This window comes from Nostoc sp. 'Peltigera membranacea cyanobiont' 213 (assembly GCF_002245975.1).
In the GTDB taxonomy this organism is placed as follows: domain Bacteria; phylum Cyanobacteriota; class Cyanobacteriia; order Cyanobacteriales; family Nostocaceae; genus Nostoc.
Genome location: NZ_NOLI01000006.1, coordinates 1 through 13,560, shown reverse-complemented (window position 1 = coordinate 13,560; position 13,560 = coordinate 1). Strand labels below are relative to the sequence as shown.

At 40.4% G+C, this 13,560-nt stretch carries 13 protein-coding genes; 6 read left to right on the top strand and 7 right to left on the bottom strand.

What is annotated here, in order from left to right; all coding sequences use genetic code 11:
* Positions 1-231 precede the first annotated feature (231 nt).
* A complete protein-coding gene (gene hemE / locus CDG77_RS02800; protein ID WP_094327797.1) occupies positions 232-1,293 on the top strand; it encodes a uroporphyrinogen decarboxylase in 1,062 nt (353 codons plus the stop codon).
* 199 nt (positions 1,294-1,492) lie between these two features.
* The gene (locus tag CDG77_RS02795; RefSeq protein ID WP_094327795.1) at positions 1,493-2,443 is read left to right on the top strand and encodes an NAD-dependent epimerase/dehydratase family protein; all 951 of its coding nucleotides are present in this window, start codon (positions 1,493-1,495) and stop codon (positions 2,441-2,443) included.
* Between the two features lie 47 nt (positions 2,444-2,490).
* Here CDG77_RS02795 and CDG77_RS36205 read toward each other — a convergent pair whose 3' ends face one another.
* Positions 2,491-2,640: a hypothetical protein gene (locus CDG77_RS36205; protein ID WP_181154347.1), complete on the bottom strand. Its 150-nt coding sequence runs from the start codon at positions 2,638-2,640 to the stop codon at positions 2,491-2,493.
* Between the two features lie 366 nt (positions 2,641-3,006).
* On the opposite strand from CDG77_RS36205, the gene CDG77_RS02790 reads away from it, so the two are divergent.
* Positions 3,007-4,257, top strand: coding sequence for a serine/threonine-protein kinase (locus tag CDG77_RS02790; protein WP_094327794.1), 1,251 nt, complete (start codon positions 3,007-3,009; stop codon positions 4,255-4,257).
* Positions 4,258-4,422: 165 nt separating this feature from the next.
* Here CDG77_RS02790 and CDG77_RS02785 read toward each other — a convergent pair whose 3' ends face one another.
* The gene (locus CDG77_RS02785; protein WP_094327792.1) at positions 4,423-5,343 is read right to left on the bottom strand and encodes a c-type heme family protein; all 921 of its coding nucleotides are present in this window, start codon (positions 5,341-5,343) and stop codon (positions 4,423-4,425) included.
* A 294-nt stretch (positions 5,344-5,637) separates the two neighbouring features.
* On the opposite strand from CDG77_RS02785, the gene CDG77_RS02780 reads away from it, so the two are divergent.
* The 3 genes from CDG77_RS02780 to CDG77_RS02770 all read left to right on the top strand — a co-directional run bounded on the left by CDG77_RS02780 (position 5,638) and on the right by CDG77_RS02770 (position 9,370).
* Positions 5,638-7,533, top strand: coding sequence for a serine/threonine-protein kinase (locus CDG77_RS02780; RefSeq protein ID WP_094327791.1), 1,896 nt, complete (start codon positions 5,638-5,640; stop codon positions 7,531-7,533).
* Between the two features lie 256 nt (positions 7,534-7,789).
* The gene (locus CDG77_RS02775) at positions 7,790-8,308 is read left to right on the top strand and encodes a DUF456 domain-containing protein (RefSeq protein WP_094327790.1); all 519 of its coding nucleotides are present in this window, start codon (positions 7,790-7,792) and stop codon (positions 8,306-8,308) included.
* A gap of 429 nt (positions 8,309-8,737) precedes the next feature.
* Positions 8,738-9,370 (top strand): PEP-CTERM sorting domain-containing protein, encoded by a 633-nt coding sequence (locus CDG77_RS02770; RefSeq protein ID WP_094327788.1) that lies wholly within the window; start codon positions 8,738-8,740, stop codon positions 9,368-9,370.
* Positions 9,371-9,527: 157 nt separating this feature from the next.
* On the opposite strand, the gene nblB is transcribed toward CDG77_RS02770, so the two are convergent.
* From nblB to CDG77_RS02745, 5 genes are all read right to left on the bottom strand, one after another.
* A complete protein-coding gene (gene nblB / locus CDG77_RS02765) occupies positions 9,528-10,193 on the bottom strand; it encodes a phycobilisome degradation protein NblB (protein ID WP_094327787.1) in 666 nt (221 codons plus the stop codon).
* Positions 10,194-10,259: 66 nt separating this feature from the next.
* Positions 10,260-10,724 carry a CBS domain-containing protein gene (locus CDG77_RS02760; protein ID WP_094327786.1) on the bottom strand — a complete coding sequence of 155 codons (465 nt, stop codon included), beginning with the start codon at positions 10,722-10,724 and terminating at the stop codon, positions 10,260-10,262.
* Between the two features lie 119 nt (positions 10,725-10,843).
* Entirely contained in the window at positions 10,844-11,254 is a 411-nt protein-coding gene (gene mutT, locus CDG77_RS02755; protein WP_094327785.1) for an 8-oxo-dGTP diphosphatase MutT, read from the bottom strand.
* A gap of 251 nt (positions 11,255-11,505) precedes the next feature.
* Entirely contained in the window at positions 11,506-11,850 is a 345-nt protein-coding gene (locus CDG77_RS02750) for a DUF760 domain-containing protein (RefSeq protein ID WP_094327783.1), read from the bottom strand.
* 259 nt (positions 11,851-12,109) lie between these two features.
* Positions 12,110-13,066, bottom strand: a complete 957-nt coding sequence (locus tag CDG77_RS02745; RefSeq protein WP_094327780.1) for an RNA polymerase sigma factor, RpoD/SigA family — start codon at positions 13,064-13,066, stop codon at positions 12,110-12,112.
* Between the last annotated feature and the right edge of the window lie 494 nt (positions 13,067-13,560).

Sequence of the window (13,560 nt, the reverse complement as noted above, 5' to 3'; positions counted from 1 at the left end):
ACTGGGGATTAGGGACTGGGGACTGCGGACTGGGAAGTGAGGAAGATGGGGGAGAAATAATCAATGCCCAATGCCCAATTCCCAATTCCCAATTCAATATTGATTCTTGTTTTATCCTATTTCCCAGTCTCCAGTCGCTAATCCCCAGTCCCTTTTATTCTGAAAAAGCGTAATCCCGGAATGATAAGCTAAACAGTGGCATAAATAATGTGACTTAGGATGAAGTAATAAATGGGTGTTTCTTCAACGACTCCTCATCTCTTACGGGCTGCTCGTGGTGAAGTAGTAGATCGTCCCCCTGTATGGATGATGCGACAAGCGGGACGATATATGAAAGCATATCGAGACTTAAGAGAGAAGTATCCTTCATTTCGCGATCGCTCGGAAATTCCAGATGTAGCAATTGAAGTTTCCTTGCAACCGTGGAAAGCTTTCCAACCAGATGGAGTAATTTTATTTTCTGATATTGTCACCCCATTACCTGGTTTGGGTATTGACATGGATATCGCCGAAGGTAAAGGGCCAATCATTCACTCGCCCCTCCGCACTCAAGAACAAATCGATCGTCTGCATCCCTTAGAACCAGAAGCAGCTTTACCATTTATCAAGACAATTTTGCAGGCGTTGCGTTCTGAAGTGGGCGATAAATCAACGGTGTTAGGCTTTGTGGGTGCGCCGTGGACGTTAGCAGCTTATGCGGTGGAAGGAAAAGGTTCTAAAACCTATTCCATCATCAAAAATATGGCATTCTCAGATCCGACGATATTGCATCAATTGTTAACTAAATTAGCAGATGCGATCGCCATCTATGCCCGCTACCAAATTGACTCTGGCGCTCAAGTTGTGCAAATGTTCGATTCTTGGGCGGGTCAATTGAGTCCTCAAGATTATGACACCTTTGCTCTCCCTTATCAGCAGCGAGTTTTTCAGCAAGTCAAGCAAACCCACCCCGATACACCTTTGATTCTGCTAGTTAGCGGTAGTGCGGGTGTGTTGGAAAGAATGGCACAATCTGGCGCTGATATCGTCAGTGTAGATTGGGCGGTGGATATGGCAGACGCACGAGCAAGATTAGGTAAGCAAGTCAAAGTTCAAGGAAATCTTGACCCAGGCGTGCTATTCGGCTCTAAACAGTTTATCCGCGATCGCATTCTCGATACCGTTCGCAAAGCTGGTAATTGGGGTCACATTCTCAATCTCGGTCATGGTGTCTTACCAGAAACTCCTGAAGAAAATGTCGCTTTCTTCTTTGAAACTGCAAAGGAACTGAATCTTGCAGGAGTTAAGAGTTAGGAGTTATGAGTTATGAGTTAGGAGTTATGAGTAGAGACGCGATTAATCGCGTCTCTACAGGAGTTATCAGTTGTGAGGTGCAGAGTTATTTTTAACTCCTCACTTCTAACTCCTAATTTTATTTTTAACTCCTGATTCGGAACTTTTAACTTGATTTTTAACTCTTCACTTTTAACTCCTAACTTTTGAAAAATTCTCTATGAGCCAGAAACGGATTTTAGTGACTGGTGCAAGTGGTTGTGTAGGTCATTATTTAACAGAAGCCTTAATTAAGGAAACAGATCACGAACTGTATCTACTAGTTAGGAACCCAAGTAAACTGCAAGTTGATACCACAGCCCGTTCAGGTATTAACGTTTTGCAAGGTGATATGCAAAATATTCGCCAGTTTACCGATTTGCTATCCACAATTGATACGGCAGTACTCACAGCCACAGCTTGGGGTGGCGATAATACATTTGATATTAATGTTGTCAAGACTATAGAGTTGCTCGAACTGCTAGATCCAGAACGTTGCCAGCAGGTGATTTATTTTTCGACAGCTAGTGTTTTGGACCGCGACAATCAACCATTAAAAGAAGCCGGGGAAATTGGGACAGATTACATCCGTTCTAAATATGAGTGCTTACATAAAAAAGAACAATTAGCGATCGCACCCAAAATTACCACAGTATTTCCCACTATAGTTTTAGGCGGTGATGCGAATAAACCCTATTCTGCTGTCACATCAGGGATTACAGAAGTTACCAAATATATTAATTTGATTAGCTTTTTAGAAGCAGATGGTAGTTTTCACTTTATCCACGCACGAGATATTGCCACTGTCGTGCAATATTTAATCGATCGTCCTATCAAAAATGATCGACCACGTCGGCTTGTTTTAGGTCAAGCACCGTTAACTGCTAATCAAGCAGTGAAAGAAGTTTGTGCTTATCTGGGCAAAAAGATTTACTTTCGCATTCCCATATCTATAGCATTGGCTAATTTGATTATTATTTTGTTCCGCATTCAGATGGCCGCTTGGGATCGATTTTGCATGAATTATCGGCATTTCACATATAAAAAATTCATTAATCCCGATAGTTTCGGCTTGCCAAATTACTGTGCAACTATGAGTGATGTTTTAAAAATTAGTGGCGTTAAACGTTAGCCAGTAAGGGAGTTTATCGTAACCTACCTTTACAGGTAGCTCCAGTTTCAGTCAGGGTTTAAATCCCCGTCTGACTCATAATGATATTGACTCTCAGAAAGATTAATTTTTGAGAGCGATCGCCCATTCAGCACTTTAAATACATATAATATATCCTTCGGCAACTCTATCGCAATCTCAGTTTTCTGAAAAACCATGATGTCAGGCTATATCCTTACTGTTCCCAAAATCAGTGCCAGTTAGGTTACTAGGGATAAAATGTGGTTCAGCTGCGAATCCAAAAGGTGATGCTCTAAACACTCGCAGATGTTACCGCAGACACTGGTTATGTTCTGGCTGCTAAAATACGTAAGTATGAGTAGTACGATCGGACTACCCAGATAGAAATTGTCTATTTGGTCACACAACGCCCTCAATAGATTGTAGAAAAGTGTATTTCCTTGTGTTGATAGTGGTGCTAACCTCAATTTTAAGGATGTTATCAGCCTTTATCTGCTAGAGTTTCCAACTTTCAGCAAACTAGATAATCTATCAACAATATAAATCGCTAGGAGTGCGATGAGATGTCACAGTCCCATACTACAAGACCAGAAATAGCATCTGGAACTCTAATCGATAACCGTTATATTATCCAAAAACTTCTGGGACAAGGAGGATTGGGGCGAACTTACTTGGCGTTTGACACTCGGCGATTTAATGAAGCTTGTGTTCTCAAAGAGTTTGCACCCATTGGCACAGGGGAAAGTGGACTAGAACAATATCGCAACTTATTTAAAAGAGAGGCAAAAATTCTTCATCAATTGCAACATCCTCAAATTCCCAAGTTTTTAGCTTGCTTTGAAGGAGATGGTCGGTTATTTCTGGTACAAGAGTATGTTGACGGTAAAACATATTCTAGGCTGTTAGGAGAACTTCAACGTGAAGGAAGAAATTTTTCTGAAGACGAAGTTATACAGTGGCTAAAGAATCTGCTACCTGTTTTGGAATATGTCCATCAGCACAACATCATCCATCGAGATATTTCTCCTGACAACATCATGTTACCTGATGGCAAGGATCTACCAGTACTGATTGATTTCGGTGTCGGCAAGCAAATTGCTGACATGAATGAGGGGAGAAGTTCTAACCACCAGGTAACGTTTGTTGGCAAAATGTCTCTTGTAGGCAAAGTGGGATATGCTCCCCGCGAACAGATTAGCTTGGGTTTATGTTCGCCCTCTAGTGACCTTTATGCTTTGGGGGTAACAGCTATTGTACTACTCACAGGTAGAGATCCATCTTTACTAATGGATCAGTACTCACTTGAATGGAACTGGCGTTATTATACTTATGTTAGTGATGGGTTTGCTCAAGTACTTGATTGCATGTTGGCAGACAGACCTAACAAGCGATACCAAACAGCCAGGCAAGTTATTAACGATTTAGAGCAGATTGGAGAACCAGAAGTCCCAATGTCTCCTCCAATCATCCTTGATGATTTGCCTGCTACAGTATTTAATCCTGAATTCCAGGCTATGTCAGCAATATCGCAGTCATACAACCAACCTGGAGAAATAATTTTTAGTTCACCTAATTTACCTTCTAATCCACAAAGTAGGCAGATTGAACAACAACAACCTTCACTACAACCAGCATTTATCAAACATTGTCAGCAAGGGTTAGCTTACCACATCGGCCCAATCGCAAATCTGATTATAGAAGAAATATTAGAAGAAAATCCTTATATTTCACCTGACCAATTTGTTGAACTCATAGCCAGAGAAATTCCTAACTTTCAAGCAGCTTTTGAATTCAAAAAAAGCTTATTTCCATAGATATTTATACCACTGTTAATTTAGAGATAATTTTGATTATTTAACTAAATTCTAGCAATTTAAGTAAAGATAAACTCAACACAGCCAGTTTTGTAGGCTGGACTAAATCTTCGTTATAGAACTTAATTACGAATTACGTTAGCGTAGCCCATTACGAATTACGAATTACGAATTATTTGAATCCCCTGTACCTCCCTGAGTACGTTTGATTCTTTTCATTGCCATTTCTAAACTTAACTGCATCCGTTTAAAGGCTTTAGCTAAATTACCGATTTCATCATTAGACATCTGCTCAAATTCAACTTCCATGTGTCCGGTACTAACTTCTTCCGCTATGCGAGTCATGCGTTTGAGAGGTATTACAACTTGTCGATTCAAGAACAAATTGACTAATAGGATAGTTGCGATAAATATAGCTGATACAATTAAAATAATTACTAAGGAAGACTGATTAGCTTTGCTGATGACATTATTCGCTGGTACTGATATAATCTGAGCGCCGACAATTTCATTCAGCTTCCACCCAAATCCATTAGCTGTACCATAAAGAGTAATCATACTTTGAGGTGCCGCTTCTGGTACACTATGACACTTCAGACAGCTTTCTTCAGAAACTGGTAACGGACGAGCAATATAAAAGATATCTCCACCAGGAAGTGAGCGAAATCCACTCACTTCTTTAAGGTCTGATTTACTTCTGAACCTTTCTACAACTTCCGTCTCAAAACCGTCAGCTTTATCCCGAAGATTTGTAGGATTGAGAGTTGCTTCTTTATAAAAGAAATCACGGTAATCTGCTGTTTTCCGTAAAATCTCAAAGACCTCCCGGGCTGAGTATGCAGGTACACTTTGTGGCAAAAACTCAGTAGCCAATTTATCGGCTAGCTCTGGATTTACTTGAGTACTGGTGTATTTACGAACAGAACTCATCGTTTGCATGAGCATAAGAGCTGTTGAGCTAATATCTTGTTTAGCATTCTCCCTGAGCAGAGAAGAAAGAGCAAATCCACTCAAGCTCAAACCGAATGTTAGAATTACCAGTAATAGAATTGTAAACTTTTGTTTCAGATTCAGATTTTTTAGCATAATTACAGATTACCTACAAGTCAAATTATTATGAACAAATATTGTGAAAGTTATCGTTTACTCTATCATGAACAATCAACTCTCATATTTGGTTGTAAAGGCATAGTTTAGCTAAAACTATTAGGGTATACCCAACTTTATACTATTAGTAATTATTGAGGTTAATGAAAATGTTCTCTAAGTAACTAAGTTCCAAAAAGCTACAACAGCAATTCAAATGGAATTCCCAAAAATTCCGATTGGCTGTTTTGATCCTGTGCCAAAATAAATACCAGCAATTGTCAAATATTACTAATGGTGTGGAATGCAGGAAAGTCTTTATTCGGGGGACGCTACATTATTGAAAGCCAACTAGGTGAAGGCGGAATTGGCATTACTTACCTTGCCAGAAATCAACGGAATCAACTGCGAGTGATTAAAACTCTCAAAGAAGAAATCCTAAACCACCCCGCTTGGATACTCCACCGAAACAAATTACGGCAAGACTTCCGTGATGAAGCAGTTAGGCTGGCTGTGTGTCACCATCCTCATATAGTACAGATAGAAACCATCTTTGATGATGGAAATCTGCCTTGTATGGTGATGGAGTACATCGAAGGCGAAGACTTAGGACAGTACCTAAGACGGGTTGGGGTACTGTCAGAAGCAGAAGCGCTACTCTACATCCGACAAATCGGCCATGCTTTGACACTAATCCATTCTAAAGGACTGCTGCATCGGGATCTCAAACCACGCAACATTATGATCCGCATTGATAAATCAGAAGCAGTGCTGATAGACTTTGGTATTGCTAGAGAATTTATTCCCAATGTAATCCAAAGACACACAGTGTATCGCACTCCTGGTTTTGCCCCACCTGAGCAGTATGAATCGGAAGCACCACGAGGAGAATATATTGATATCTATGCCTTAGCCGCTACTTTGTATAATTTGCTTACCGCAATGATACCAACGAGCGCAGATGATAGACGACACAATATTAATTTAGAACCACCGCAATATTTTAATCCCAATATTAGCAATAGAGTAAATCAAGCTATTATGTGCGGCATGGATTTGGAGTCAACCTATCGTCCCCAGTCTGTGCAGGAGTGGTTGGATTTATTAGGCCCCGATCCTGGGACAATTGTAACACCAGAAACATCTACTCTAGTGATAACGCCTAGAGTAAAATTACCTCCACCTGTTGTATTAGATCGGCAGAACTGGCAATGCGTACAGACCCTCAAAGGTCATTCTAGTATGGTTCATGCGATCGCCATTAGCTCAGACGGACAATTGATTGCTAGTGGTAGTAATGACCATACGATTAAACTTTGGCAACTGGGTACTGGCAAGCTAGTGCGTCAAATGGGTCGTTGGTCTTCTGGTCATTCTAGTATGGTTCATTCCGTCGCCTTTAGCCCAATTTCACCAAAGCTTTCTTATCAAGGGGAATCAGGCAAAGCTGCGAGAATCACAGACCATAACTGGGGAATCTTGGCTAGTGGTAGTTGGGATAATACGATCAAATTTTGGGATGTAAATACAGGCAAAGAAATTCGCACTCTCATTGGTCATACCAACTGGGTTAATTCTGTTGCCTTTAGTCCAGATGGTAAACTTCTAGCTAGTGGTAGTGCTGACTGCACAATTAAACTATGGCAAGTCAACACTGGGATAGAAATCCAAACTCTCACAGGTCATTCTGACTCAGTTTCGTCAGTTGCTTATTCTCCGAGAACAGCTACAACGTCGAACAGCCAAGATAGACAGCTTGTGGCTAGTGGCAGTAATGATTACACCATCAAGCTGTGGCAAATATACACGGGCAGAAATATCTACACACTTACAGGTCATTCCTTCTTCATTAACTGTATCGCCTTCAGCCACGATGGAGAAACGATCGCTAGTGGCAGTGGTGATAACACAATTAAATTGTGGCATGTAAATACAGGCAGAGAAATTCGCACTCTCATTGGTCATTCTGATTCAGTTTGGTCAATTGCCTTTAGCCAGGATAGGCAATTTATCGCTAGTGGTAGTTGGGACAACACTATCAAACTGTGGCATTTACACAGTGGTAGAGAAATCAGCACACTTACAGGACATTCCAGCTATGTTCGATGTGTCGCCTTCAGTCCTGATGGACAAACCCTAGTTAGCGGTAGCGATGATGATACTATCAAGATTTGGCGAAGGGGGAAATGAAGAAGTAGGGGAAGATAGGAAAGCAAAATTTTCCTCATCTACCTTATCCCCCTCTACATTTTTTAACCTGAAGATAGAACTGCGATCGCCCCAAAATGCTATTTTAAATTAGTATAAATATTTAAGTAATTGGTTTAATTATTATTTCGCTATTTAAAGTATAGATAAATACCTGTATGTGAAATCTAAGCATCGATCGCTATCTTGCCCAGATAGAATATAAACTAGGGGCGCTTAGAAATTTAGAAATTTATCTATGCAAATTATTTATTGGCTGTTAATTGCCGTAATGCTTGTGGGTATCATCGGTGCAGTAGTTCCAGCCATTCCCGGTAGCAGCTTAATTCTAATTGCAATTATCGTCTGGGGAATCGTTAGTAGTTCCTTTGCAGCTATCAAAATTCCCCTAATTGTGACAATTATTGTTTTGCTCCTGAGTGTAGGAGTAGATTTTTTAGCTAGCTATGTAGGAGCAAGACAAGCTGGAGCTAGCAAGTGGGGGCAAATTGGCGCAATTGTCGGTTTAGTGGTGGGATTTTTGGGACTATTGCCAACTTTGCCGTTTGGAGGGCCACTGTTAGGAATTTTACTAGGCCCGCTTTTGGGAGCAATTATTGGTGAGTATATTTACCGACGTGAATTTGGGTTGGCAGTTAAAGCAGGTATAGGAATTGTAGTCGGATCTTTGGTAGGAAATTTGATTCAAGGATTGTTAGCGATCGCTGCGGTTATAGTTTTTGTTGTGACAACTTGGCCGCAGGTATTTGGTTCTTAACATGATTAAGGTAAGAGGGAAAAATTAATTACATCTTGCCTTAAGCGTACATAATTAGTTCAAAATAAAATCATATTCCTATACATAAGTATAAGTGCGATCGCTACATTAATGTAAACTTCAGGAAAAATCTGCTTTGTTTCAAGGTTTTGCCTTCACACACAGCCTCTTTTAAACTCTATGGGATGAAAAAGATACAAAGACCAGTTATACAAGCAATTAAAATTTTATGAAGAGGACACATTAATTAAAGATGTGATGAGGACAACTAAGTAAATATTGCGTACCTGGGATATATGTGATTTTATGGAGATAAGAAATACATCACGCAAGTTTCACTTTCACTGACAGTGTTTTTCCATAAATTACTCAGATTAAAAGTAAAGCAATTGCCTGATTTAAGGTTATTACTAGGAGCCTCAAACGACAATGATTAATTTTAAATCTACATTACTAAATGCAACTTTAGCTGTTATTGCTGCAATTCCCTTAGCTACTGCGGGATTGTTTACCTCCTCTGGATCTGCTCAAGCATACACTGGTAGCTTTAACTACAGCACTTCCGATAGAAACTTTTCTGATGAACCAACTCTGTCTACTCTTAGCAAAAACTTTGTAAACTTTGTTCCCAATCCAGGAGCAATTTTACTTACAGACCGGACAGGAGATTTTGTATCTGATTCTAGAGGTTTTATCAAAAGCTTCCAAACAAATCCATTTATTTCACCTTCCGAGTTTATTGATGTTGGTGCTTTGGATGGAATAAAACTGCTTAGTTTGACCAGTATTGCTCCAGCAATATTTGCATCAGGAAATGCAGGAATAGATATAACCTTGAATTTCGAGGGACTGTTTAACGATGGAAGTAAAGCAACAGGACATTTTGTTTTTGTTACTCAAAATACTGCCGCAAAAACAACTTACGATAATGGTGGAACAATTTCTGGAAGTTTCACCGGTCTTGCGGTAACTTCAGTTCCTGAACCAGCTGCATTACTAGGCTTGGGTGCTGTAGGTGCAGTAATGGCTATGTCTCGCCGTCGCAAAAGTTTCGCTCAATAGACCTATCCTAAATATAAAAAAGTTACTTTTAAAAACTAAAAGTAACTCTAATTTATCAATTCGATCTGGCTGGAATGCACAATTTTTCCAACCAGGTCGATTTTTTTTCTGTTAGACTAATCTATTTAAGGATGACTTTTCTTAACTTCAGATAGACTTAAGCTGATTGCAAAGAATTTTTGGCTTCAGTTGCGATCGCTTCTACTTCATCATCAGCCAGAGTTTCTAATATAGATTTAGCCTCTGGACTACCCAAACGAGCCAAGGCTTGTACAAGTCTGTAACGAATTTGCCAATCTGGATTGGTAGCATAGGGAGCTAAGAGGGGAACTGCTTGTAAATCTCCTAAGTCACCTAAAGAACTAATAGCAGCAGTTTGCACTAATTCGTTTTCTGATGAGAGCGCTTCTTTGAGCAATTCAAAAGCTCGTGGATCGCCCAACTCTCCTAATGTAGCAATTATACTGAATTGGATTAGCCACTCACCGGTTGTATGATAAAGCTGCTGCAAATCTTCAAAAGCTTCACTTAACTTGAGAGCGCCCAAGCAATCTGCTGCTGCTGCTTGTACATCTACTTCAGAGTCATGAAGCAAGCGATCGCGCAAGATATCCAAAGATAATTGTAAATCTTGTGTTCCGAGTGTATCCATTTGACTCACTGCTGAGTAACGGACACGGGAATTGCGATCGCTAATGGCAGTTTGAATCAATTCAAAGCCAACCGCAGGTTCCAGTTGACGAATTTGATTAACTGCACGTAAGCGATCGCCTAAATCCTCAGAACTGAGCAATTGCTTAACAGACTCCGAAGTAATACTCATTTAGTTATCCTTGATTTTCAAAGGTGTAAAAAAGACAGACGCGATTAATCGCGTCTCTACTTTTAATTAATCTTGACTTGCTGCCATTGCTCGAATAATATCACCACGAGTGAGGATACCAATTACTCGATCTGTGCCCTCAATTACTGGCAAGCGGTGAATGCTGCGATCGTGCATGATTGTAGCTGCTTGTTTTAAAGTTTTATCAGAGGAAATAGCGATCGGGTTTTTACTCATTACCTCCCCAACGGTTTGCCCTAGCGCTTTATGCAAGTCACGTTCATACGTAGCAGGATTTTTTAAATAGATAACGCTATCAAGAAACATAATGTACGCAGGTGGAGTAACACCAGTTTCTTGCCACATCAAATCGGTTTCTGAGATAATGCCCACCAATTTCCCGACATCATCCACAACAGGTAGTCCACTGATGTGGCGTTCTGCGAGAATTTGGATAGCTTCCTTCAGTGGAGTTTCCGCGTAGACGACAATAGGATCGCGGCTCATCACATCGGCAACGGTTTTAGGCATTTATTTCCTGATACCTTTAATCAAAGTCTCTGCGCCTATTGTAGAAAATTGCGGGACTCAACCTGATGCAATTAATAGATTGTTACGGTATTGGGCATTGAGTATTGAAAAACTCTTCCCTATTCCCTTTTTAAAGCAGCAATAATTTGAGTATTTGCTTTCGGAAAAGTAAACTGCTCCAGTTCTTCCAAAGTTACCCAGCGAATTTCATCGGATTCCAAAGCTTGGGGAACGCCTGTAACATGGCGGCAGTGATGTACAGTGAGAGTAACGCGCAAGTCTGTATAGCTGTGGTCAATAGTAATCAGATGTTCTCCTACTTCAATTACTATTCCCAGTTCTTCGGAAATTTCCCGTTTAATACACTCTTGGATAGTTTCGCCAGGCTCAATTTTACCACCAGGAAATTCCCATAAACCACCCATTGCTCCTTCTGGACGACGGCGATCGATTAAAATTTGCTCTTGGCTGTTCCAAATTACTGCAACACCAATGATTTTATGGGGTGGGAAAGAACTGGTTTCATTCATAATTGATTGACAAGAGGGAGAGATGATTAATAACAAAACTCGGCAGACTAGTTTTAACTCTGCCGAGTTTTGATTTTTTAAATTTCAACCTTAATCCATCACAGTTTTGGATATTTTAAAAAAGTTTAGCTGATAATGATTGAGAATTAGCAGCAAAGATTTTGCAGAGACTTATTTTCAATTTCTATCATCGTGACTGTGACTAAGCTATTAGCCCAACAACAATATAAAATTTTCTAAATTTTACATTTCTAGTCAACTTCGCTATTGTTAGTTTCAGTCCCTTGCAGGGCGAGTTCAAAATTCATTCTCTGTTCAGCATTACGCAAGAAATATCCACTAATCATAGCAGAAGCCAGAAGCCGACCTAGACTTTCTCGACTGGTGCTGACGGTGATGCCAAAGTGTTCTGAAGGTAGATTACCCAATAGTCCTGTAATATTCCGTTCCATCACCTGAAATACTTCGGCGGATGTAGGTTTAGATAGCTGCGTAACTGTCTCTGGACTCAAAGATTTAACGTACTGCCATAGTAAATCGTTAGTTTCTGATTCGCTATTGAAAAATTCTGAGACACGATTGGATGGGTTACTCATTTTTTAGCTCCTTAACTACCACTACTGGCTGCGGTGCTTGTGATTTAAATATGAAATGCCTGTTTTGGATTTGACTTAGCTAGCTATTTTCTCTTCCTGTCAACTAATGTAACAGTCTAGCTTTCTGGTAGAAGTAGGTGTAACCGTACCAAAGTCAGCGTATTTTCTCACCCTAACAAAAAAAGTAAGGAGTGAGAAGTTAATTCCTAACTCCTCACTCCTAATTTCTAACTCCCCACTCTTAACTCCTAACCTTCCCCTAACTTGCCAAATATTCACCCATATTGGCTTTAGACTTGCGAAGTTTGGTTAAAGCTTCCCGCTCAATTTGCCGGACTCGTTCGCGGCTGATATTCAGTATTTCACCAATTTTAGCCAGAGTCAGGGCTTGCCCATCAGTTAAACCAAAACGCAGCGTGATTACTTCTCTCTGTTGTGGAGTTAGATCGCCCATCAGGCGATCTAAGTCATAAGATAGGGAAGATTGCATGACAAACTCTTCTGGAGATGCTCCTGGATCTTCCAACATTTCTCCAAGCTCGGTGTCATAGTTATCACCCAACCGCAAATCCAAGGAAAGGGGCAACCGCGCCTTTTCTAAATATTCTCGTACTTGTTTGGGGGTTAATTCTAATTCTTGAGCTAGTTCGCCAGCTGTCGGAGCGCGTCCCAATTTTTGAGACAATTGGCGCTGTGCCTTTTTAATTTTATTTAATTTTTCAGTGATATGGATCGGCAACCGAATGGTACGAGCTTTTTCGGCTATTGCACGAGTTATTGCTTGCCGAATCCACCAATAGGCATAGGTAGAAAATCTGTACCCTTTGGTAGGGTCAAACTTTTCTACGCCCCGTTGCATACCAATACTACCTTCTTGGATTAAATCCAGTAAATCGACGTTGCGCTTGATATACTTTTTGGCAACGGAGACTACCAACCGCAAATTGGCTTCTACCATTTTACGCTTGGCAATTTCCCCATCAGCGATCGCTTCATTCAATTCTGCTGGTTCTAACTTCGTCGCTTTTGCCCACTCTTCTAAAGTCGGTTGACGATCTAACTGGGTGGCAAGAGATTCTCTTGATTCGTGCAAAGTACAGGAACGTTGCACCTGTTTACCATAAAAAATCTCTTCCTCGTGGGTTAAGAGTGGCACACGGCCAATCTCACGCAGGTAAGTCCGCACGAGGTCTGTGGCTGTCTGAGCGGTCTTCATGGCGCTACTCTTTGGTAATGATGGGTTTGGCGGTAGGGTCATTAAGGGATAGATGCTTTGGTAGGGTGCTACCCAGTCAGACTGGGAACCTATGCTATGGTTTGCAATTTACGCGCCCGAGAAACTCGGCTGCTCATAATAATCAAATTTAGGCTTCTTAACTGCTAAAAGTTACAGTTATTTCCTACTTTCCACAAGTATCTACAGTTAGATAAAAGGTAGCTTATTAAACATTTTTCTCTAGGAGTCTTATTAACAATTGTAACATTTATGAGAATGTTTTGGCTATATAGCGACATTAAATTTCCTGGTTGTTCCAGTTCGTGCAATATCGCCCTCTCTCTTAAGGCTGACTAGAAGTCAATTTCTGAAATTATCTGATTAACATAAGCTTCCTCATATTTGTTAAGATATCTCTAATGAGAACTATAGTCATTCTCTTATAACAATTGCTTAATTTTCTTGGGGATTGGGGATTGGGATTGGGGCATCGG